The organism is Methanobrevibacter sp., from assembly GCF_045220775.1.
In the GTDB taxonomy this organism is placed as follows: Archaea; Methanobacteriota; Methanobacteria; order Methanobacteriales; family Methanobacteriaceae; genus Methanocatella.
The window spans coordinates 24,938-48,316 of the sequence record NZ_JBGUWC010000024.1 but is presented as its reverse complement, the minus strand read 5'-3'; the positions used below and the strand labels follow the sequence as shown (position 1 = coordinate 48,316).

The following is a 23,379-nucleotide window of genomic DNA, read 5'->3' as shown; positions in this document are numbered from 1 at the left end:
CATATTTCACATGCAAAATACACTTTTTGTAGTTATTTAATATCCTTTTTTTATCATTGAAATTTATCCTAAAAAAAAATAAGTTTTATATATTCTATTTAAAATATCAATATTATATAATCTTTTTATACAATGGGAGGAATTTTTATTAAACATAAAGTTATTGTAGCTACGATAATTTTATTTGCTTTAATAAGTTTATCTTGCATAAGCGCAACAGATAACAATACATCAGATGAAATAATAGCACAAGATGGCATAAATGCTAATGAAATAGTAGCACAAACCAATTTATATGCTGAAGAAAAATTAACAGATGGAGAAAATGAGATTAGCGATTTTTCAACTTTAAATGGGGAAATTGCCAACTCAACAACAAGCACAATACAATTAACAAAAAATTATACTTATAACCCCGAAAAGGATTTAAATTATACTGATGGAATTATAATTGACAAACCCGATTTCACTATTGACGGACAAGGACACACAATCAATGGAGCAGGACTTGCAAGAATATTCAATATTACAACAAACAATGTTATACTGAAAAATATAAAATTCATGAAGGGTAATGCTACTGATAATGGTGGTGCAATATACTGGTATGGAAATAATGGAACAATCAACAACTCTAGCTTCGCCAATAACCAAGCAGATAATGGTGGTGCAATATACTGGTATGCATATAATGGAACAATCAACAACTCTCAGTTTACCAACAATACAGCAAAATCTGATGGTGGTGCAATCTACTGGCAAGGAACTGATGGAAATATTTCTAATTGTGACATCAACTCAACTTTTATTAATAATGGTGCTACTCGAGGAGGTGCAGTATTCTTTAACAATGAAACTGACAACATCATAATTGCTGGTTATTTTGAAGGTAATGTGGCTGAAAGAACTGGTGGAGCATTATGTTTCCAAGCTAAATCATCCAATAACATAATTTCTGCCGACTTTTATAATAATAGTGCAATTGAAGCCAGTGGAGGAGCAATATTTTTCTACAGTTTGGCCGAAAACAATAGTTTCGAAAGCATTTTCATGAACAATTATGCACTCTATGGCGGAGGAATCTTTTTTTACAAAAAAGCAAACAACAATAGATTCAACTGCGATTTCAGATTCAATGTAGCAGAATCCTGCGGTGGAGCAATCTTTTTCTACAATACCACTAATAACAATGAATTCACTGGTTATTTCATTAACAACTCTGCTTTGGGAAAGATTAGTGTTGAAGTTGGAAATGGAGGAGCAATAACATTTAAGGATACTTCATGCAATAGCATATTCGATTGTGATTTTGTCAATAATACTGCTGCTTTGTGTGGTGGAGCTGTAAATTACAGACAAACTCCCCACAACATAACATTTAATGGTGATTTCATTAACAATAATGCCACTTTTGGTGGTGGAGCCAGTTTCCTAGAAAACTTAGAAGAGATAGTCTTTAATGGCGAATTCATTGGAAATTCTGCTGAATATGGTGGTGAGATAGCTGTTGATGAAGGAGTTATTGAAAATGTCGCATTTAAAAATAATCATGCTAAATCAGGAGGCGCAATCTATTTCAATAATAGCGGAGCAGTCATTAACTCTAATTTCACAAACAATTCAGCAGATGATGCTGATGATAGTTGTGGAGGAGCAATTTGTTTTAATGCTAATGGAACTGTAATCGGCTCTAAATTTGTAAACAATACTGGTGGTTATTATGGGGGTGCAGTTTACCTGTGGATGGATGGAACAATTAAAGATTCTCTCTTCAACAGTAATGAAGCGCAAAATGGTGGATCATTATGGGTTTATGGTGCCCTTGAAGTTGACAGTTGTAATTTCAAAGATAACTTTGCAAGAATTGGAGGGGCAATTGAATTTTGGAAAAGTGGAATTGTAGAGAATTCCAACTTCAATAATAATACCGCAAAGTTCAATGGAGGAGCAATTTCATCTAATGATAATGTAAAAATTAGTAATTGTAATTTTACTGGCAATTCCGCAATTGACAATTCTGGTGGTGCAGTCTACATTTTTGGTTTTGGTGAATTTTATAATATTAACTTCACTGACAATTACGCTTCATATTGTGGAGGAGCAATCTACTTTAATAGGAATGGAACAATCAACCAATCTATTTTCACAAACAATAACGCTGAGGAGGGTGGAGCAATTTCGACTAAGGGAAATCTCATAATCAGCAATTCTGGATTCATCAGCAATAGTGAAAATTGTATTAATGTTAAATCAGGAAGCAAATTAACTTTAAATAATGTTTCAAGTGATGCTAAATTAGTAAATGATACAATAAGCATGGATATTCTTGAAGTTAAAGATGTTGTTTACGGTAACAATATCAACATTAAAGTTCAAGTAAAAAGTAGTGTCATATCTCTATTGAGCATCGGTAAAGTAGTTGTTGAGGTCAATAATGTTGAATATGGTGCTGATGTGAAAGATGGAATTGGAATAATTGTTATTCCAGGATTATATGCTAGAAGTTACAATGCAAATGTTACATACATTGACAATAACGTATCAAGATCTGAAATTCCTGTTAATTTCACTGTAAATAAAAAAGACATTACAATTAATGCGAAAAATGCTGCATATGCTATTAACTATGGTGGAACATACAAAGTTAGTTTCAAAAATGTAACTGACGGCACTAAAGTAATATTCACATTAAACGGCAAAAACATTGGAACATCTACCATCAAAAATGGAGCTGCTTCAATAAAGTTAACTGCAAAAATCTTAAAAACTGCTAAAGCAGGTAAAAAGAACCTAGTTATTAAAATTGAAAATAGTAATTACAGCCCAATAAGCAAAACTGTTAAAATTACTATCAATAAAGAGAAAACAAAAATAACCGTTAAAGCAAAAACATTCAAAAGAGCTAAAAAAACAAAAAAATACTCAATTACCTTGAAAAACAGCAAAAACAAAGCAATGAAAAAAGTGAAAGTTACCTTAAAAGTTAAAGGTAAAACATACGTTGCAAAAACCAACAGCAAAGGCAAAGCAACATTTAAAATTACCAAATTAACTAAAAAAGGAACTTACAAAGCAGTTATCAAATATAAAGGAAACAAATATTACAATAAAGCAACTAAAAATGTTAAAATTAAAATCAAGTAGGTACAACACGCATCTACCACCCTTCTTTTTTTATTTTCAAAATACCCTCAATGAGGATCTTGATAAAATTGACCTGATTGTAATAATTTGCTAAAAAAAATAAATTTTCCACCATTAAATAAAAATCAAAAGATTCAAATTGATTTAATTTTTTAGGACATTGCCAAAAAGAAAGAATACTAATCCATAGCCAAAAAAATATCATCACACTACTCCAATAAATATCAAAGCATCATAAATTACATAAATTAACCCCTTTGAAAATTACACCAGATGAAAAAGACAATCATTAATTTTACAAATAAAACTCTCCAAAATAAGAACATGTAAAATCTTAAATTGAAATCAAAAAAATATTAAAAGAAAACATAATATAAAGTTTTTAAAATTAATCAAATCATGGAATAAGACAAGTACAAAAAAGGCAATAATGCATTGTCAATGAAAGAAAAGTTTTTAAAAAAAATCACCTGTTTTGCAAGTGATAATCAGAGAAAAAATAGCTCTGAGAAATATAAAAAATTACTACAAAATTCGCTAAAAAGTAATACTTAGATACCTTTTTATACTAGAAAATTAAATATTTTATATGCTAATGCAAATAAAATAAAAGTTCATTGAAACGTCCTTTAGGTTGATTCACTCTATTAATCACTCCATTTAACTAAAGCCTAAAGGCATGAACTTATTTTATTAAAATACTGTTTTTTAAAAGATTTATTTTTTTAGACGAATTTGCTTATTTTATTCTAAAAAGTATTACTTCAATGAGCTTATATTCCAATATAAAATTACATATAAAATTAAAAATTTAAATCATTTGAAGTGAAACAATAAAATTAATTTTCAACTGAATACAATTTTACAACTTTAAAATAAAATTGATGTTAAAAAGTTTTGAAAAAATTAGCCCCATACAAAAGAGTTTTGTCCGACATAATTTTTTTGATGACTACTGAAATATGGAAAACTTGAAGTGCAACAAATATTGATTTGACAATGCATTAAAATGAAGTTATTCAAATATTAATAATAATAATGCCACGTAAAATAAGAATGCATTAAGCAAGTATATGAAAAACAGCAATATGATATGCTAATGTATATGAATCTATATCTTTTTAGAAATTATATCAAAAATTATTTTTGCGATTTCTCTTTTAGATGCTAAAGGAACAGATATAACCTCATCATCAACAATCAACACTTCATTATTGTCAGATCCAAAATGACACCCATTTTTAGAAATATCATTTGCTATAACCAAATCAGTACCTGCCTGTTCAATCTGTTTTCTAGCACAGCAAATAATATCCTCTTTTGAAATGTTAAATTCCGCCTTAAATCCCACCAAAAATATATCCGGATTAATCTTTTTAACTTCTCGAATGATTTTTGTGGTTGGTTTTAAATTCAAGAATAAGGAACTCTCAGAATCAATCTTTTTATCGTATTTTTCATTGAATTCGAAATCGGAAACTGCAGCAGTAGCTATGAAAATATCAAAATCAGGAACTAAACTTAAAACGACTTCATTCATCTCGCTACTTGTTTCAACATGGATAACATTGAAAACTGAAGGGATTTCAATACTGACATTAGCAACTACCAAAGTTAAATCGGCACCCCTAATGTAAGCTTCCTTTGCAAGCGCCAAACCCATTTTCCCAGAGGATTTATTGGTAATCCCCCTAACCGAGTCAATAGGTTCGTATGTTCCTCCAAGACTGATTAAAATTTTTTTGCCTTTAATACGATCAATCCTTCTTGTTCAAATTAATTGTTCTTAATGACTCGAGGACAATATCTTCCTTAGACGGGAATTTAGCTTTTCCTTCGTCCATTCTTGGTTTAATAAAGCCAGCTGATTTTTCCTCTTTAATCTTTTCGATATTGCCTTTAATAGCTTTATACATTGAATCATGCATTGACGGTACAAACAATATTGGTGTATCATGACCATAAGCCGTGATTAAAAGAGTGGAAATTGGGTCATCAGCAATTTTGTATGCGAATTTAGAAATTATATTGGCAGTGGCTGGAGCAATCAATATCAAATCTTCCTGGGAATATTTAACATGCTCGATTTTTCCTGTCAATTTTGTTACAACTTCACTGCCTGTAGCAAACTCCATAGCGTTGGGATGTATAATTTCACAAGCCGCCTCGCTCATGAAACATTTTACTTCAACATCATTGCGCCTAAGCTCACGAGCTAATTTAATAGATTCAGTAGCTGCAATACTTCCTGTAACACATAGTACAATCATAAAAACACCTATAAAAAATAATTAGGTAATTTGGATATCTGATAGAATATAATCAAAGATATACAGATTATCTTCGAAATCTTGAGGTGGTGCGCTGTATAATAAAACATAAGCTTGTCCACCTTTTTCAAACCAAACAGCCTTATGTTCTTTTTCAACTCCATCTTGATTGGAAGTGTAAATATATTCAACTGCATTAACATTTCCAACCATCACTCCTCCGGAGGATATTAGGTCATAGGAGGAATCTCCTTGCATTGATTTATATGTATCATTTACATAAGTATAAAATTCCCCTTCAAGAGGTTTTTTCTCAAAGTTAATGTTGACCTGGCCAACACCGGATGAATCAACTGAATCCAGTTTGGATATTGCCATAATAGAATAATTTGAAGTGGACTCCGAATATCCCCAGTTAGAAGGATAATGGATAAGCAATCCTCCTTTTGATAAAGTTAACATAGTAACTTCAGAAGAGTCAACATTATCTGCAGCACTAATACATGAAATAACACCAATAAGGACTATTATGAGTGAAATAATTAAAATACTCTTTTTTAAAACATCATTTTTCATAAAATCACCTTAATTAAGGATAGTTTCACTATTCCTCACTGCCTCCTTCACTTGATTCTGAACTACTGCTTGAATAGTCACTACTTGAAGAACTACTGCTAGAAGAACTACTACTTGAAGAACTGCTAGAAGAATCGCTGCTATATGAGTTACTGCTTGAAGAACTGCTAGAAGAATCACTACTGTAATATCCGCTATCCGAAGAACTGCTTGATGAGTAATCCGAACTATAAGACATGTCTTCAGTAGTTTCAACATCATCATTATGGCTTGAATCATCTTCGCTTGTGTAATTGTAATATGAAGTGGTCGGTGTTGTATTTTGAACAACAACTTCATCAATTTCAGGGAATGCAGTATCAGTAACAATAGCGACAGTAGTTGTTTCAGATATGTTGTCAAAATCTAAATTAAAAACACCATAGCCTACGCCAACAGTAAATCCTAAAACTAAAATCAACAATAATAACAATTTAAAGGTACCACTGTCCATTGATTCCTTTTCTTTTTTATTATATTTGGCATCATCTTTTTTAGGATTGATAATATATTTTTGAACTAAATCCTGTTCTTTTTCTTTATTATTTTTGGCGGGTTTTTTAGCTTTTTTCTCTTTAGGGTCATAAGAAGATTTGCCTTGCATAGACCTTATTCTACGAGTAGCTTCTTTTGCATCGATAGAATTTAATTTATCTTCATACTTAGACCTGAAATAACTATATTTTTCTGGAGAAATCTTACCATCTGCATAATCAGATTCTAAACTATCCATAATCTGCAGAAGTTTATCTCTATCATTCGGCATAGTTACCCTCCCTGAATTTATTATAATATAATTTATACTAAAACATTAATTTAAAGTTTGCCTACATTTGAGGATAGGAACCTAAAATTTTTAAAAAATAAGTTTTTTCATCAATTTCATTTATAATGTCCTCAAAAATAGCATCTTTTCGATGGCCGATATAATCAATGAAAAATAAATATCTGCCCAAACCTTTCTTCGAAGGCCTGGATTCGATTTTGGTCAAGTTAATATTATTCTTTTGAAAAATTCCTAAAACATCATATAATGCTCCAGGTTTGTCCTCATAGATAGAAAATATAATTGAAGTTTTATCCCTGCCGGTCGGCTCATGATCCTCTTTTGAAACCACAACAAACCTTGTCTCATTATTGTCAGTATCTTGGATATCATGTTTTAGAATTTCTAAATCATATAATTCTGCAGCCATTGAATTGCCTATTGCCGCTTTAGTTTTATCTCCAATAATATTTTTAGCGGCATTTGCAGTGCTAATTGCGTAATGCGGTTGAATATTATTCTGACTGATAAACTCCTGACATTGGGCTATGGCTTGAGCGTGAGAATATACGTCTTCAACATCTTCCATTTTAGTGCCCGGATTTACAATTAAATTTTGATTGATTGGAATAATGATTTCTTTAAAAATCTTTAAATCAAATTTATTTGCTAGAGAATCCAATGTAATTCCAACAGGCCCCTCAATTGAGTTTTCAATTGGAACAACGCCATATAATGATTCATCATTTACAACACTTTCAAGAACTGCCGGAATAGTACAATATGGGATTAGATTATCACCAATAATGCTTGCAGCCTCATGTGTGAAAGTTCCTTTCGGTCCTAAAAATGAAATTAGCGGCATGTTAATATCCTCAAAAAAAAATAAAAAAAAAGATAATTAAGATTCTAATTTTTCAATTAGCCTTAATATATCAGTTTGTGTTATGATTCCAACAAGCTTGCCGTCTTCGATAACAGGCAAACCGTTGAATCCTGTTTCCATCATTATGTTTGAAACCTCAGTTATTGACATTTCTTTTGAAACATAACATGGATTGGAAGACATTATGTCTTCAACTAAAACCTCTTTGATTTGAGATTTTTGATATTTTTCAGGAACGTTTTTTCTAAAGTCGATGAATGCCCTCATCAAATCTTTAGAAGTTATCATTCCTACAAGTTTGTCATCGTCGACTACAGGTAATCTTCCAACATTATTATCCAGCATTTTCCTTCTTGCGTGAACAAGCCTATCTGCTGGAGAAACATCAATTACCTCTTTTGACATTATTTCTTTTACAGCAATCTTATCAAATGCAATTCCAACAGCGAGAGTAACGAAATCTGCTTTGGAAACAATTCCTACCATTTCGTCCCCTCTCATGACTGGAACAGAACCTATTCCTTTGTCCAACATTATTTTTGCTACATCTGCTAATTGCATTGTTTCAGGAACTGTAATTACATCTTTAACCATTACAGATGAAATATGGAATCTTGATGCAGGCATATTTTCAGCTTTTGAAGATCCAAGCTTATTAGCTATGTCTCTTTCAGAAATAATACCAACCAATTCTTTATGATTAGTTACAGGTAAACGAGAAACATTATGTTTACGTAACAATTTTAATGCATCAGAAAGATTTTGATCTTTGTCTACAGTGATTAACTCTTCAGACATCAAATTCTTAATTTGCATATTATCATCTCCTATTTGTGTTTATAATCTTTTAACTGCTCTTAAGACATCTCTTTCAGTTATAATTCCAACAACAGCATCATTTTTAACAACTGGAACTCCACCAATATTTTCATCAGCAAATAATTCGCATAATTCGCCAATAGTCATATTCGGTTCAACAGTTATTGGGTCTTTAACCATAATTTCAGAAATTGTTGTTTTTAACACATCGGTTGCTAAATTAGAATTTAAATGATCAAACAATTCTTTTGCATTTAAGAATCTAATAACATCAGTAGATGTTAATATACCTAATAATTTTTTAGCTGCTTTAGAAATATCCGCTTCACCACCAACGATTGGAATTCTTCTTAAACCGTTTCTTACCATGATTTTACATGCACCTTCAAGAGGAGTTCCGGGAGTGGTGGTAAACACTTTAGCGCTCATGTAATCTTGTACAGTATCTTTACCAGCCATACCTGCCAAGGACAATGCAATATCCCTTTCAGTTACAATACCTACAAGTTTATCATCAGCGTCAACAAGAGGAATAGCACCTAATTGGTGGTCTAACATACATTCAATAGTTTCACCAATAGAAGCTTTATTGGATAATGTAATCAAATCACGAGTCATAATTTCTTTAACTGGTTCATTAATAGCAGCTAAGAAGTTATCTTCATATTTTTTCTCAATAATGTTGAATTTTTTTCCTCCACCAAAGAAATCTAATATATCCATTACTGTAACAATACCTAATAACTTACCAGAACCAGGATCTGAAATTGGTAACCTTCTGAATTCATGTTCCATCATTACTTTAGCAGTATCTTTGATAGATTTAGTTGGAGGGATTGACACAACATCTTTGGTTGCAATAGCCATTATGTCCCCTTCTCTATCGTGAACTTTTGTTTCGTGTTCAACTGCACCTGTATTTGATTTTCTATTAATGGATGTTTTATCTTTCATTTACACACCTCTAATCTACAATCGCTATCAATAAAATAAAATCAAAATATTAAAAACAAAATCACTCAATATCCAAAATCTTATGGATTTGAGGAATGGTGGAAACTTCAAAATATTGCCCAACAACTTCGGAAAACTCGAATAATCTAAAATTAATGTTTTTCCATTCTCCTAACGGACTAGAAGGTTGGATAATTATTTTAAGGTTGCTTTTGCTTGAAATATTTTCTGATAATTTTACAACTACCTCTTTAAATGACTTTATTTTTGTTGATGGCAATATAACTACTTTACAATATACATTTATGGACTTCGCCATTAATAAATTTAGTGATTTAATCTCATTTAGAAAAATTTCATCGTCAAAATCACCGTCAAAATGTTCAGGTAGCTTAATATCTAAAGAAACAATATCTAATTTATCAATCAAATCAATATTGTCTGGTAAAGTCCCATTTGTTTCTAGCATGATATTTAAATTAAAGTTCTTGCTAACCTCTGAAATAAAGTCAGGATATAGGCTAGGCTCACCTCCAGTAAATGAAATGGTCTTGCAATCAGGAGTGATGAGTTTGTTAATTTCCTCCGTAACTTCTTCGGGAGTCATCAATGTTCCTGATTTTTCGGATTTACTATCATTGGTGTCGCAATAACTGCAGTTCAAGTTACAACCTGCAAAACGGACAAAAATCTGTCTTTCCCCTATTAACAACCCTTCACCTTGAAAAGAAGAGAAGATTTCAATGATTGGAGCTTTCATTCTAGATCTTTCCTGTAAACTGCACCCTGCCCGATTCCTTCATTGACGCAAATAGAAACATATTCTATATTGTCATAATCTTCGGATAGCTTTTTAGCCAGTGTTTCTGCAAAGAATTTGGACAATTCTTCTGCGGAAGTATAAGGAAGAGGCAAGAATACGCAATCCACTGAGGGCAAGGAGTATCCCTTACCGTCAATTTTCAAATTTACTGTCAATTCCTTTTTCAAATCAAAGATTGAATCCTTATCCTTGTCAAAGTCCTTAATGTCAATCAGTTCATTATAGACTGGAATCAACATTCTGTGATCGAGTTCATCACACATCGCCTTGGTGATTGCCTTGACATCCTTGAAATCCACAACAAAATCAAAATTGCCAGCTCTTTCCCCTTCAATTTCAACATCAACGAAGTATGAATGGCCATGAATATAACCGCAGGACTCATGACCTGGAATTATGTGAGCTGAAGAGAATCTTAAATTAGATTGAATACCGTTAATTAATATTTTCATCCTAACACCTTTGTTTTACTTATATCATTTTCAATTGTTTCCAATTCGCTTATAAATCTGTTTACTGTTTCATTAATTAATTCTAATAAATTATCTTCTGTGAAAACTTGCTCGTCATTTACTTTAATATCATAAAGACCGATTGTATCAACATCATCAGGAGTTCCTTTGTCCTCCAAGTTAAGTGCAAAGTGAATCTTTGCGGAGCTTAAGGACACACTGGCTATTGATATGGATAGCTTTCTCTCATCAACGAATATGTCATCGCCTTCACGGGTTGTATTAACGCCATATTCTGTTAAAATCTCTCTAAAAATCATTACAAGAAGCCTTTGTCTAAGATATGCAATCCTCATGTTCGGAGGCTGCTGGTCGAAAAACTCGCAGATGAAGTTGACCATATGATTTGATTTGATTTCCAAGCCTACATCTGCAAAGTCTTTTAAATTATCTGGAGTAATGTTGACCGGACCAATCCAGGTTATGATTGAAGATCCGTAGATTCCGAATTCCTGGAAAGCCCATGATGGATTAATCTGGCTTCCATCATATTCGAATATTTCACTAATATGTTTATGAGTAATTGTCATGATAAAACCTAAATAAATAATTATACTATTCTATATAGTAGTTACAAGCTTATAAAATGAACTCAAAATTTATATGACAAATATTATTTAATGAAAAAATCAAAGTTAAAATCAGGAGATAAAACCATGGAACAAGTAAGAACAAGAGACTTCATTTACACAAGCGATGATTTATATTTCGCATCAACCAATTACATTCATCCGGAAGACAGAGTGATTTCATTTTTAAGATATGTGCCTGACCCTAACGGAGACCGTGAAAAGGACGGGAAAAGATACCGGAAAGTAGGATCTGAAGAAGCTTACACATATTTAAGGGAAAATCATCCTGATTATTTGTATTTCAGCAATGTTACAAATGTTGAAATGATGGGCGTTCCCCTAGACAAAGTCGTGAGGATAATCAAACCTGAAAATAGGCTTTTAGGTCTTAAAAAGACTTTTGAAAGCGGTGGAGAAGTCAAAAATCCAGAACTGATTGCAAAACTGATGGACGTTGCCGACTTTTTCCATTTCATGGCGGACATCCCATATGACCATCTCGGGATTTCAGGCTCAATCCTGCCGGGACTTCAAAAGGATGACGTTTCAGATTTGGACTTTGTAGTCTATGGCCTTGACAACCACAGAAGGGCAATAGCCGCCTTTAAGGAACACCGTGGAAAAGAAGTCTACATCGAGGAAGTGGACAAACATATCACAGTTCAGGGAATTACCAACGATTACTGGGATTTCGTATACGATAAAAGGATGTTTGATGAAAGCCTGACCAAAGAAGAGTTCAGATGGTATGAAAACAGAAAAGCGAATAGGGGAACCATTAACGGGACCTTATTTGACATTCTAGCTACCAAAGATTATGATGAAATCGAAGGAACTTGGGGAGATACCGTTTATGAGCCTCAAGGCATTGCACAGATTGAAGCCGATATCGTAAGCGCTCTTGGAGCATTCGATAACCCCTCACTTTACACAATCGAAAATGTTGAAGTCCTTGATGGTGTGGATGTTGATTTGACTGAAGTTGTTTCATTTACACACACTTACGCAGGCGAAGTGGTTGACGGTGAGCATGTAATAGCTAAAGGAAAAGTGGAAAAGGTCATTGTAAACGGCGAATTCAGAAACTACAGGCTTGTTGTTGGAACCACCCGTGAAGCTATCGATGAGTACTTGAAGCTTAAAGAGAGCCCTGCTTAGGATATTAAATGTTTTCTAAAAAAGAAAAAGAAGTCTAGGGATTAGACCCTAAACTCTATTTAATTACTATTTTAAAAGTCACAGTTTTAAAGGTGGATGCTTTGTAATTGGCATTACCTTTTGCTTTGATTTTTACTTTCACTTTATAGGTTCCTTTCTTAAGGCCTTTGGCAACAGTGACTTTACCTGTTTTTTTGTTGATGGTGATTTTCTTGTTACCTTTTACTTTTTTATAGGTTAATGTTCCTTGGCCTTTTTTGGTGAACTTGACCACTTTAGTTACTTTAAGTTTCTGTGCTTTCTTTTCAAGTTTTGAGAGTTTAACTTTAGCAGTTTTGGCTTTGACTTTTAAAGGATTAGCAGCCTTGTTGATCTTAAAGGTTGCTTTTGTAGTTCCCTTGTAAGCACCGATTCCAGTAACTATAACGGTATATGTTCCGACGTTTTTAGGTGAAGCTGACCATTTGAGAGTATAGTCAACGCCCTCTTTTAGAACAGCACCATTAGTTAAAGTAACAGTTGGCTTTTGGACTTTTGCATTATATGTAAAAGCGGTTTTGGATAATTTTACATTAGCATTAGCAATATTTTTCTTTACTTTCACAACGAAATATTTTTCGTATTCTAAAGTGACTCCATAGACTTCAATAAGATGAGTGCCTTCTGTTAAACCTGAAAATGTACGTTTCACAGCAGTGCTATTATCAAATGAATCTGCGCCTATGTATTCCCCATCAAGACAAAAACCTATATCACCCGCATTATGACCTGTTACTGTAATAGTTAAAGATTCACCAATATTAATTTCACTTTCGGAGATGTTTGACGATACATCTGGTGAGTTTTTAAAGACATACACATCAAAAATCTCTGTATAGTTTTTACCATCAATTGTATATTTTACAATAAAATAATAGTCATCTTCTTTTGTTAATACAGGCAATGGCACCTCACTTGAAGAAGCACTGATTGAATGAGTTAATATTTTTGTACCGGCTTCATATTCATGAGTGGTGTCATTGTAGACTGCATTATACAAAGTTACACTTCCTTTAAAATTGCCCGGTGCATTAAAAACAATATATGATACTTCGCCAATAGCCGCAGAGTTAGGCTGTATGAAATACGGTTCAAAGATAAATGGAACATACTTTTCCTCAGTAAGACCACCATATGTGAGTTTAACTGTATGATTGCCTAGGAAATCTTCAGCAAATACATTTATACCATCCAAATCACCAGCACGGATTTCAACATCCCAAATAGCATCTGCTCTATTAAATTCCTTATTATAATATGTCTTATTATCAATGGTAACTATAACTTTACCATCTAAATAATCATCATCACCGACCCACGCAATATAGTCATAATCGGCAGAAACTGTATCACTAACATATATACTAATATCCCCTACTGATAAACCTTCAACATTAAGATCACTTGCATCGTATGACAACGCATCATCTGCATCATCACTTGCAATACTTTCCTCAACTTGATTTTCAAGAGCCTCTTCTTGAGAATCTTCAACTGTTAGCGCATCATCTACATCTTGAGACAACTCAACTGCATCATCAGAGATTGTTGTATCTTCAATAGCGCTAACAGAACCTATTGTTAAAATAGCTAGCAGCAAACAGGCTACCAGCATTACCTTTTTATGTTTCATTTTAAACAACCTCAATTAAAATTATTGATTATCTAATCAATAGATATGTATATATATAATGAATATTGTATTTAAAATAAATACATAATAGACCGTTTTTAATTAAAAAATAAGGTAAAAAATAGATTACATCAAAAAATAATGAGTTATTACTGTTAACATTAACATCCCCCAGATATTGAAGACTTATTCTTAAATTAGATGTGAATTAAGGATTGATTTCCTTATTTTTCATTATTTTTTCAAATCTGAACATGCCTTCCTCCAATGAAAAGTTATCGTCGGGATTGTTCAAATCAGGATTTTTCTCATTGAAAAACTCCACAATATGAAATCCTAACTTATTTACATAAAAATGAATATTTCTTTTGTCAAAATACGGAGTGCAAGTTTCCCATACTTCCGTATTGGGATACATTTTTTCCAATTCCTTCCAGATTGACTGGCCCAATCCCCGACTTTGGATGCCAACTTTAACAAATAGGAAATCCAGATTATTGTGATTTGTCTTTTCATTAATCGTGATGACGGCACCTCCAATGATTTCGTTGTCTTGATTAACTACTTCAAAAGCATGACTGTCTTGCCTATTCAAGCAGTCATCAATGTCCTTTTCAGGCAGAACCAGTTCTTCGCATTTACCATATACTGACTCGTAACCCTGCTGAAAGGCTTCCTGCAAATGTTTCTTGAAAGAAACTACATCATCATCTTTCAATTTAATTATATTCATGTTTGTCTCCGATGCCATTGAATTTATTTATAAAGTAATATTATTTAAACCCAAAACACCAAAATAATATTAACGTGATAAAATGACAGAACAGAAAAAATCAGAATGGAACAGTACTCTTGCATTTATGATGGCAATGATTGGTTCTGCTGTTGGTCTTGGAAATATCTGGCGTTTCCCGAATGTCTTATACTCCAACGGCGGAGGATCATTCATGATTCCTTATATCGTATCATTATTCCTCCTTGGAATTTCATTTGTTCTCGTAGAATATGCCGTCGGTTTTAAATTTAAAAGGTCACTTGCAAGAATATTGTTCTCAGTCAGTAAAAAATTAGAGCCAGTAGCATGGTTTATCCTGCTAATCGTGTTTTTGATAACAACATACTACGTTTGTGTTGTCGGATGGGACTTGATTTACATATTCTTAAGCCTTACAAAAGCATGGGGTTCAAATCCTGATTTATACTTTGCAAATAATGTCCTTCAAGCAACAGACTCAATGTCTGGGCTGTTTAAAATCGTTCCGACAGTGCTTGCATCAGTATTTGCCATCTGGTTTATTGCATGGTTCATCCTTAAAAGAGATTTGAATGATGGAATTGGGCGTGCAAGTGAAATTCTATTGCCTCTGCTTTGTTTGATTGTTGTGGGTATTGTTGCATTCTCATTGACATTGCCCGGTGCATCAATTGGATACTCACAGATATTTACTCCTGATTGGAACGCCCTAACCAATCTAGATGTTTGGTTAGCCGCTTTCGGACAAATCGTGTTTTCACTTAGTTTAGGTATGGCAATTGCAATGACATATGCAAGCTACCTTCCTGAAGGCTCCAAACTGGTTGACAGTGCCTTAATCGTAGCATTCTCAAATTCAGGTTTTGAAGTGTTTAACTCCATTGGGATATTTTCCATCTTAGGATTCATGACACTTTCAAGTGGAATACCATTCAATGAACTTGTAACAGAAGGAACCGGCCTTGCATTTGTAGTTTTCCCACAGGTATTCAATATAATGGGTGATGTTGCATATATCGTTGGTCCATTATTCTTCCTGTGCATATTGTTTGCGGGAATCACTTCAGTCATTGCGCTTCTTGAAGGAGTATGCTATTCCATTTCGGAAAAATTCCTTATTGAGCGTAAAAAGACCGCAACCGTAGTTTGCATTGTTGGATTTTTCGTTTCCACCATCTTTGCAACAGGTGCCGGAAGCACAATTTTAGGAGTGTTTGATGCATACTTAAACAATTTCGCTCTGCTCTTTGCGATACTTCTTGAATGCATAATATTCGGTTGGATTTACAAGTTTGATGACTTGATTGAAACCTTGAACAACAATTCAACCATTAAAGTGGGCAAAACCTGGAAAACAGTTATCAAATACATTTTACCTATATGCATATTCGGTCTTTGGGGACAAGGGGTTTATTCAACAATAATTAATGCAGATGGGCTTAGTGCAACCATAATGACAATATTGACTGTACTGCTGATAGTGGTTCCGATTGTCTTTGCAAAATTGCCTGCAATAAACAAACATTACTACGATGTTTAAAATTTATCTTTAATAGCTAAATAAATAGCTATTTCCTTTTTTTATTTTATTTAAAAGAATTTACATCATCTATAACTTCTAATTATTTATATCATTAATTTTAAAGTAATATTACTTAATTTTAGAGGTTATTTTATGATGAACATATCTTCGATTAAAACACATATGTATTGTCCGATGAAGCTCTACATCCAGAATCATATTGATGTAGAGGAAAACAAAGATTACCAGCTCGCAATCGAGATTAAAAAGCTTAAAATTGACATCCAAGATTTGATACAGAAAAATATGCGCAAAATCAAAAAGGAAATGAATTTGATTGAAATTGAAAGCATATTGTCTGAAAACATCAATTCATACATTGAAAGCACAGCAGATTCCATCAAATCCATGAATTTGGGAATCGATGATGAGCAAATCAGCGATATAATTGCCGATTCATATTTCAACATTAAAATCAAAGCCCTAAAAACAAAACAGGCAATGACAATATTGGATAAGCATGCCTTTGAAATAATAGACATGTTTTTCCCGAATTGTATGTATTCATATTTGCTGAAGGATTCCAGGCTTGAACTTATTGGAATGTGCGACAAGATAGAAATAATCGATGGAAAATACTATCCCGTAGCCATCAAAAGCTCCAATCCTCCCCTTAAAGGAGTTTGGGACCAGGATGCCATAGAATTGGTGGCATATGCAATACTTCTTGAAGAAGAGTTTGACACGGAAGTCTTTGTCGGCTTTGTTGATTATGAAAAGATAGGTGACAGAAGACCCGTCGTAATGGATGTCAATCTTAGAAAAGGATTGTTTGACGTGATTCGTGAAGTCAAGGAAATAACTGACAACAAAAGACTTCCCAACGTTAAAAAGAATAATAAAAAATGCGGTAAATGTGAATATAAAGATATTTGCTTGAAAGATTGATTTACACCTCCTAAAATACTAACAACAACTTCTACTTTGAATAATGAATGAAAAAATCTATTTTTATTCACAACGGAGGTGTAGCGTATGAAAATAATGTTACTAATAACATTTCTTGTGGTTACCTACCACAGTAACATACTAACTATCGCCCTATTGATGTAGATATTGAGATCTTAATTAGTCATTAGAAAAGTTTATAGTTTTTTAGTTCGAGGAAATCAGCAATCCAAAGAAAATGAAGTTTTAATATGTATTTGATATCTGATTTCTAATTAAACTCAATATCTTTATTTTAAGAATATTTTTAAAAAAAAAATAATTAGTAGAATAAGGATTAAAAAATTCAGCAAAATCCTTATTCAGTTTTCCACTTTGAATTAAGAGGGTTAAAACCCATCGCCATACAAATGGTATGTAATATTATGGAAAGAAAAATATATAAACTTAACTTTTAAATGAAAGCAAGTTTACAAATTGAAAACAAAAAATTGAAAGGGAGTTAAAAAACTCCCTATATGTCCATAAACATGAATTTAGAACTTAATATTATCGCCGAGACGATTTATATCAAAAACAGCAGTATCCGCAATAGACATTACGGCCAGAACACCTGCTTGGATAGGATCAGTGATTATCAAATCAGCATATTCGGTTACGCTTCCAGGCATGTTTAGAGAAATAACAACCAAATCACCCTCTTCCTTAACCTTTTTGACTGCTTCCGTAATCTCGCCGCCCATGAGGGAACCTGCCAAAACCAAAGCGCTTACACGAGGCAATCTTGAAATGGCTTCAACGGCTTCAGCCAATGCCTTTTCACCTACCAATGGAATCGTATCTATACTTATGCGTTCACCACGTATATTATGCCTATCGGCTTCAGTGATTGCACCCATAGCCACTTGAGATACCTGTGCTCCACCACCGATGATGATTATACGCTTTCCGTAAATGTCGAGCTGAGAACCGTGCAATTCAACAGTTTTTATTTCAGGAATGCTTTTCAAATCTGAAACCAGTTCATCGATGTCTTCGACATGCTCCAGCTCCAGATTGATGGAACCGACATTATTCTTCTCAACGAAAAGATGAACATAGCTAATGTTAGCACCATGCTCCGTGATAACATCGGTAATGTCATCCAAAACGCCTTTTTTCTCGTCAGCTTTAATAGTTAATGTATAATCACTCATTTTTTGGCCTTATTTTATCAAGTTCTGCATGTGCTCTTTTCCACATGCTTAAATAATTGTCATCTTCAGTGACTGGGATTACCTCAAGACCCAAGTCTTTATGCTCTTGAATCCATTCTTTATGGAATACGGGTATTTCAATTTTGATTGGTTCAGAGGTCTTATTTACCACTATTAAATTTCTGTAAGGAAAATCCCATTCAACAATGTATCCTCCAAGACTTACCATGTGATACGGTCTCATAACAAATTTCATAAATAATTCCTCCTATAATAGTCCAAGTACGATTGATAATACTCCCAGCAATGTTGCACCCAATATTGTCGGCAATAGCTGCCTATTTGTAAATACCGGGCTGAATGCTGATAAGATTCCCATCATGAACACGAATATCAATGCAACAGCTATATTGACTAAAATTCCCCATGATAATATGCTTGGCGGGATTCCAATAAACAATACTGAAAAGATACAACCGAGTACAAACATGAAAAATCCTCTTGTAAGATATACGATTGATCTGTACTTTGCAGCATATTCCATATATGGTCCTTCTATTACATCTGATTTTGCTTTAATAATTGAAAATGGATACTCGTTCAATATAATCATGTAACCTATGAAAAATACGATAGCTGCTATTGCACCGGATACAGTAAACAAGAATGGTCCATTTATTTGTTGATATCTGACAATGTCCTGTAAGAAAATGCTTCTGGCAGCAGTCACTGGAGCAAATAATGCCAAATACAATGGGAAAGATCCGTATGTAATCATCCTAAGAGACCTTTTTGCACTGATATCTTCAACAAATGACCTTTGAACATTCAAATGTGCTGCCCCTTTTGCAAGATCAGGGAACGGCATCCTCAAAGACATTACAGATTTAGACAATGCGCCCATTAACACATAACATATCTCTTCTACTTTCAAAAATCCAACGATTGCCACTAAGCTTGAAAGTGCCGGAATCTGATAAGCTTGTGGAGTTAACGCAATAAGTACGCATAAAACCACAATGAAACAGATTATTGGCAATATCTTGTATAACTTAGGAACAGGAGATGAAATTTCCACATTTTCCTTAAATATGAATTTCAATGGAGCCATGATTCCCGGAGCAATTACCAGCGGCCCAATTCTTTGCTGAATTCTTGCATGAATGTATTTTCTTTCGATTCCTGGAAGCAGTGTTGAAATTACAAAACAGACTAGCACTGTAAGAATTACTGCAAGGACTGAATTTATTAATGTATTTTCAAACATGTTCTACCTCCTAATTATTTCAATTGCTCTGTCCGTACAAGTGAAACAAGGGTCACATTGTACGATACATAATTGGGCATCTGTGATTTGATCTCCAATGCAAGCATATTGCATTGCACCAATGTTTGCCATTGATGGAGTTCTTATAACACAGTGCCTTACTCTTCCACTTTCAAGTGCATAAGAATGATATAAGGTTCCTCTTGGAACTTCAATGTAACTTTGAGTTATATCAGTATCAACCATTTCCCAGTCATGATTGACCAGTTTGCCTTCAGGAATGTTTGCAATAGCTTGTCTGATGATTTTTATTGACTCAAAAGACTCCAATGCCCTCATCAATAAATTGGATTTTACATCCCCGTCAGGTTGGGTAACTACATTAAAATCAAAATTATCATATTCGAACATTGTTGTTCTCAAATCCCTTGCAACACCGGTAGCCCTTAAAGTTGGCCCGGTTACTGCTAGCTCAATAGCTTGTTTTTGCGGCAATACTCCAATTCCAGTAATCCTTGACATTACAATTGGATCTGCTGTGAACCTGTTAGCGAAATCTGTAAGGCCTTCCTCAACTTTATCCATGTCCTCTTTTAGCCTTAATAGTTTTGCTTCATCCAATTCACATCTTGGCCTTACTCCTCCTAAGACAGAACAACCGTATTGAACTCTGTTACCTCCAATCATTGCAAGCAGTTCCATAACAATTTCCCTTAAGTAGAATACTCTCATTGAAAATGTTTCATGGGACAATACTTCACAACCGTGAGCCAAATACAGGAAATGTGAATGCAAACGTTCAAGTTCGCCCATAATCACACGAATATATTCCGCTCTTTCTGGAATTTCAATGCCCAAACCTATTTCGGCGGTTCTGCATGAATTCCATATATGTGAATTGGAACAGATTCCGCAGATTTTTTCTGTAAGCGCATTTGCTTTTTGAACCGGCAAACCTTCCATGATTCTTTCAATACCCCTATGATTAACACCAATAGTGATTTCGGCTTCCTGCACTATTTCATCCTCAACAAAAAACCTTACCCTATATGGCTCCAATGCAGCGGGGTGAACTGTACCCATTGGAATTTCCGTTTCAATTATATTGCTTCTTGGTACTTTTTTATCCATTTAATCCCCCTCTCAGTCCGCATCCAATAATATAGGTAAAAGTGATACGACTCCAGCCAAAACATCCTGAGGCCTTACGGCACAACCAGGAATCTTTGCATTCACCGGTATGATATTTTCAACTGGCCCTTCAATTTCTTCAGAAGGAATGTCACCATAACAATTCTTATAAACTCCACCCATTAAAGCGCAACTTCCTGCAGCCACAACTAATTTCGGATTAGGAATGGCTTCATAAATTTTCTCTAATGGTTTCCTATTCAAATGTGTAACTGGTCCTGTAACGACAAGTACATCCGCTTCACGAGGATTCCAAGTTAAGAACACGTTATATTGCTCAGCATCAAATCTAGGTGATAATATGGAGTTTACAATTTCAATATCACATCCATTACATCCACCAGTATAAACCAACATGACATGTATTGCTCTTGCTCTTGAAAATGATTTAATTCCCATCTAATCACCTTCCTCTCTATTTTTTAATACAGTATTATCTGATAAGTACTGTGCAATAACCTTAAGCTTGGCATCAGATATTTTAAATGGTTGATCAAGGAATTCTGAAATTTCAACTTCCTGGTCACCAACGCAACTTGGATGTACGGTTCCTTTTTGTCCATACAATGAAAATATAGGACAGAAATCATGGCAATAGTAACATACTACGCATTTTTCAAGATTAATTTCAGGTACTTTATCTTTAGTCCAATTTTCAGTTAATGTAACAGGATTTGCTAAGGGTTTCATTTCAATTGCTCCTGTTGGACATACATTAGCACAACCAGAACATCCAATACAAGCTTTTTCATCAACTCTGTCATCCACTTCAACTGAAAGTGTTGATATCTGTCTTCTCAACTCCATATCTGTAACCCTATCAGCTGCAAAAAAGATTCTTTTAAAGTTGGTAAAAGCTCCTTCCAAAGCTATTCTAATTAAGTTCCTCATTTAAATACCCTCTATTGAATCTTTAAAGTTTCTTTCGAATAAGAATGCTCTTGCAGGACATGCATTCTTACATGCTCCACAATATGTACATTTCTCTTCGTTTACTATAAATTCACCATCAATTTCCTCGATTGCATCATATGAACAGGTTTTATGACATAATCCACAGTGCATACATAATTTTTGCTCAATGAAATTAAATCCATCCTTGATTTCATTTTTATACAATGTTGATTTTGGAATGGCATCAACCGGACAATGCACTGCACAGTTTTCACATAGGATACATTTATCCAAATCAACAGCGATTGTTCCCCTATGCAATGTGATTGCGTCTTCCTGACATACTTCAACACAGATTCCACAGCTTATGCAATCGTCTGATACTTGTCCATCCCATGAATGAGTCATGAACTGGCGTGCGCCCGCTTCATCACAGACTTGTACACATTTTCCGCATGATACACAAAATCCTGCCAATGCAGGCAATTCTTCATCATTAAACTCATCATAGATAAACATTTCATCGTCTTCACGCAATGTATTGATTGGACATGAATTAATTGCGATTTCATGAGTTGTATTTTCAGTATCGCTTGAAGGATCATATCTTAGCTTGCCTTCAACCCTTTTAAGCGACTCATTTTCAGATAAATCGGCGCATAATCCGCAGTTTAAACATGAAACAATTGAACCTGACGGTTTTTGATTTAACTTATTAACGATAATCTCAAAGTCCTCGACAGAAATTGCATTGTTAGGGCATGCCTTCATACAGTTAAGGCAAAGTGTACATGAACTTTTATTCACAATTTGATGCTTATTCATTGAATCGTTCGGACAAACATCACTACAGATTCTACATTCACGACAAATGCCTTCATCCCTATCAATCTTTACATGAATGGCACCTAACGGACAATACTCTTCACATCTTCCACATAAAATACATTTTTCTGTGTCAGTTCCGAAGTAATTTCTAGTGACTTCCTTAACTTCAGATTCTTTTTTGTGTGGAACATTATCCAACGGAGGATGCAAAATCATTAATGACTCAATCAATGTAAGTTGTTTTGCCTTTTCGAGTTCGTATCCGTCAACACGATTTGAACAGGTCTCTGCACATACTCCACAGCGTGAACAGATACCATAAACGATTCCGTCTTCAATTGTAATGTTGTTTGTAGGACAATTGTACATGCACATTCCACAGCCGTTACATTTGGCCCTGTCTACAACATATCCACCATAGCTATTCTGGAATATTGCTCCATTAGGACAGTTTTTATAACATATTCCGCAAGTAAGACAACTGAAAGCCCTTCCATTGATGTATCTAATAGCTTTTGTAGGACACTGTTTAATACAATCTCTTTTTCCTTCACATGTATTAGTTGTTAAAAACATTATAAAAACTCC

Annotated in this window: 23 protein-coding genes; 4 read left to right on the top strand and 19 right to left on the bottom strand. The window is 33.9% G+C overall.

What is annotated here, in order from left to right; genetic code table 11:
* Positions 1 to 132: 132 nt before the first annotated feature.
* Positions 133 to 3,144, top strand: coding sequence for a hypothetical protein (locus ACJROP_RS01265; protein ID WP_406533703.1), 3,012 nt, complete (start codon positions 133 to 135; stop codon positions 3,142 to 3,144).
* Positions 3,145 to 4,255: 1,111 nt separating this feature from the next.
* On the opposite strand, the gene ACJROP_RS01260 is transcribed toward ACJROP_RS01265, so the two are convergent.
* The 10 genes from ACJROP_RS01260 to ACJROP_RS01215 form a co-directional block, all read right to left on the bottom strand.
* On the bottom strand, positions 4,256 to 4,876 hold the full coding sequence (locus ACJROP_RS01260) for a phosphopantothenoylcysteine decarboxylase (RefSeq protein ID WP_406533712.1): 621 nt from the start codon (positions 4,874 to 4,876) through the stop codon (positions 4,256 to 4,258).
* A gap of 25 nt (positions 4,877 to 4,901) precedes the next feature.
* On the bottom strand, positions 4,902 to 5,414 hold the full coding sequence (locus ACJROP_RS01255) for a flavoprotein (RefSeq protein ID WP_406533702.1): 513 nt from the start codon (positions 5,412 to 5,414) through the stop codon (positions 4,902 to 4,904).
* Between the two features lie 21 nt (positions 5,415 to 5,435).
* On the bottom strand, positions 5,436 to 5,990 hold the full coding sequence (locus tag ACJROP_RS01250; RefSeq protein ID WP_406533701.1) for a hypothetical protein: 555 nt from the start codon (positions 5,988 to 5,990) through the stop codon (positions 5,436 to 5,438).
* A 28-nt stretch (positions 5,991 to 6,018) separates the two neighbouring features.
* On the bottom strand, positions 6,019 to 6,795 hold the full coding sequence (locus tag ACJROP_RS01245; protein ID WP_406533700.1) for an endoglucanase: 777 nt from the start codon (positions 6,793 to 6,795) through the stop codon (positions 6,019 to 6,021).
* A 61-nt stretch (positions 6,796 to 6,856) separates the two neighbouring features.
* Positions 6,857 to 7,660 (bottom strand): prephenate dehydratase, encoded by an 804-nt coding sequence (gene pheA / locus ACJROP_RS01240; protein WP_406533699.1) that lies wholly within the window; start codon positions 7,658 to 7,660, stop codon positions 6,857 to 6,859.
* A 36-nt stretch (positions 7,661 to 7,696) separates the two neighbouring features.
* Complete coding sequence (locus tag ACJROP_RS01235; protein ID WP_406533698.1) at positions 7,697 to 8,497, bottom strand: CBS domain-containing protein; 801 nt, start codon at positions 8,495 to 8,497, stop codon at positions 7,697 to 7,699.
* Between the two features lie 21 nt (positions 8,498 to 8,518).
* Positions 8,519 to 9,454 (bottom strand): CBS domain-containing protein, encoded by a 936-nt coding sequence (locus tag ACJROP_RS01230; protein ID WP_406533697.1) that lies wholly within the window; start codon positions 9,452 to 9,454, stop codon positions 8,519 to 8,521.
* A gap of 61 nt (positions 9,455 to 9,515) precedes the next feature.
* Positions 9,516 to 10,214, bottom strand: coding sequence for a 7-carboxy-7-deazaguanine synthase QueE (locus tag ACJROP_RS01225; protein WP_406533696.1), 699 nt, complete (start codon positions 10,212 to 10,214; stop codon positions 9,516 to 9,518).
* The gene (locus tag ACJROP_RS01220) at positions 10,211 to 10,729 is read right to left on the bottom strand and encodes a 6-pyruvoyl trahydropterin synthase family protein (protein ID WP_406533695.1); all 519 of its coding nucleotides are present in this window, start codon (positions 10,727 to 10,729) and stop codon (positions 10,211 to 10,213) included. Before ACJROP_RS01220 ends, ACJROP_RS01225 begins: the two co-directional genes overlap by 4 nt.
* A complete protein-coding gene (locus tag ACJROP_RS01215; RefSeq protein WP_406533694.1) occupies positions 10,726 to 11,319 on the bottom strand; it encodes a DUF366 family protein in 594 nt (197 codons plus the stop codon). Before ACJROP_RS01215 ends, ACJROP_RS01220 begins: the two co-directional genes overlap by 4 nt.
* Positions 11,320 to 11,445: 126 nt before the next feature.
* Here ACJROP_RS01215 and ACJROP_RS01210 point away from each other — a divergent pair, with 126 nt between their 5' ends.
* Positions 11,446 to 12,519, top strand: a complete 1,074-nt coding sequence (locus tag ACJROP_RS01210; protein WP_406533693.1) for a DNA polymerase subunit beta — start codon at positions 11,446 to 11,448, stop codon at positions 12,517 to 12,519.
* A 55-nt stretch (positions 12,520 to 12,574) separates the two neighbouring features.
* On the opposite strand, the gene ACJROP_RS01205 is transcribed toward ACJROP_RS01210, so the two are convergent.
* Together ACJROP_RS01205 and ACJROP_RS01200 are read right to left on the bottom strand one after the other, a co-directional pair.
* Entirely contained in the window at positions 12,575 to 14,191 is a 1,617-nt protein-coding gene (locus tag ACJROP_RS01205; RefSeq protein WP_406533692.1) for a hypothetical protein, read from the bottom strand.
* Positions 14,192 to 14,399: 208 nt separating this feature from the next.
* Positions 14,400 to 14,924, bottom strand: coding sequence for a GNAT family N-acetyltransferase (locus tag ACJROP_RS01200; RefSeq protein WP_406533691.1), 525 nt, complete (start codon positions 14,922 to 14,924; stop codon positions 14,400 to 14,402).
* A gap of 82 nt (positions 14,925 to 15,006) precedes the next feature.
* Between ACJROP_RS01200 and ACJROP_RS01195 the strand changes: the two genes are divergently transcribed.
* Positions 15,007 to 16,485 (top strand): sodium-dependent transporter, encoded by a 1,479-nt coding sequence (locus tag ACJROP_RS01195; RefSeq protein ID WP_406533690.1) that lies wholly within the window; start codon positions 15,007 to 15,009, stop codon positions 16,483 to 16,485.
* A 135-nt stretch (positions 16,486 to 16,620) separates the two neighbouring features.
* On the top strand, positions 16,621 to 17,415 hold the full coding sequence (cas4, locus tag ACJROP_RS01190; protein WP_406533689.1) for a CRISPR-associated protein Cas4: 795 nt from the start codon (positions 16,621 to 16,623) through the stop codon (positions 17,413 to 17,415).
* 536 nt (positions 17,416 to 17,951) lie between these two features.
* Here the strand turns inward: cas4 and ACJROP_RS01185 are convergent.
* From ACJROP_RS01185 to ACJROP_RS01155, 7 genes are read right to left on the bottom strand one after another with little or no spacing between them, the layout of a single operon-like run.
* A complete protein-coding gene (locus ACJROP_RS01185) occupies positions 17,952 to 18,611 on the bottom strand; it encodes a DUF5612 domain-containing protein (protein ID WP_406533688.1) in 660 nt (219 codons plus the stop codon).
* On the bottom strand, positions 18,604 to 18,867 hold the full coding sequence (locus ACJROP_RS01180) for an energy-converting hydrogenase B subunit P (protein WP_406533687.1): 264 nt from the start codon (positions 18,865 to 18,867) through the stop codon (positions 18,604 to 18,606). Before ACJROP_RS01180 ends, ACJROP_RS01185 begins: the two co-directional genes overlap by 8 nt.
* A gap of 12 nt (positions 18,868 to 18,879) precedes the next feature.
* On the bottom strand, positions 18,880 to 19,878 hold the full coding sequence (locus tag ACJROP_RS01175) for a respiratory chain complex I subunit 1 family protein (RefSeq protein WP_406533686.1): 999 nt from the start codon (positions 19,876 to 19,878) through the stop codon (positions 18,880 to 18,882).
* Between the two features lie 3 nt (positions 19,879 to 19,881).
* Entirely contained in the window at positions 19,882 to 21,009 is a 1,128-nt protein-coding gene (locus ACJROP_RS01170) for a nickel-dependent hydrogenase large subunit (protein WP_406533685.1), read from the bottom strand.
* A gap of 12 nt (positions 21,010 to 21,021) precedes the next feature.
* On the bottom strand, positions 21,022 to 21,468 hold the full coding sequence (locus ACJROP_RS01165) for an NADH-quinone oxidoreductase subunit B family protein (protein ID WP_406533684.1): 447 nt from the start codon (positions 21,466 to 21,468) through the stop codon (positions 21,022 to 21,024).
* A complete protein-coding gene (locus tag ACJROP_RS01160; RefSeq protein WP_406533683.1) occupies positions 21,469 to 21,960 on the bottom strand; it encodes a 4Fe-4S binding protein in 492 nt (163 codons plus the stop codon).
* Positions 21,961 to 23,367 (bottom strand): 4Fe-4S binding protein, encoded by a 1,407-nt coding sequence (locus ACJROP_RS01155; RefSeq protein ID WP_406533682.1) that lies wholly within the window; start codon positions 23,365 to 23,367, stop codon positions 21,961 to 21,963.
* Positions 23,368 to 23,379 lie beyond the last annotated feature (12 nt).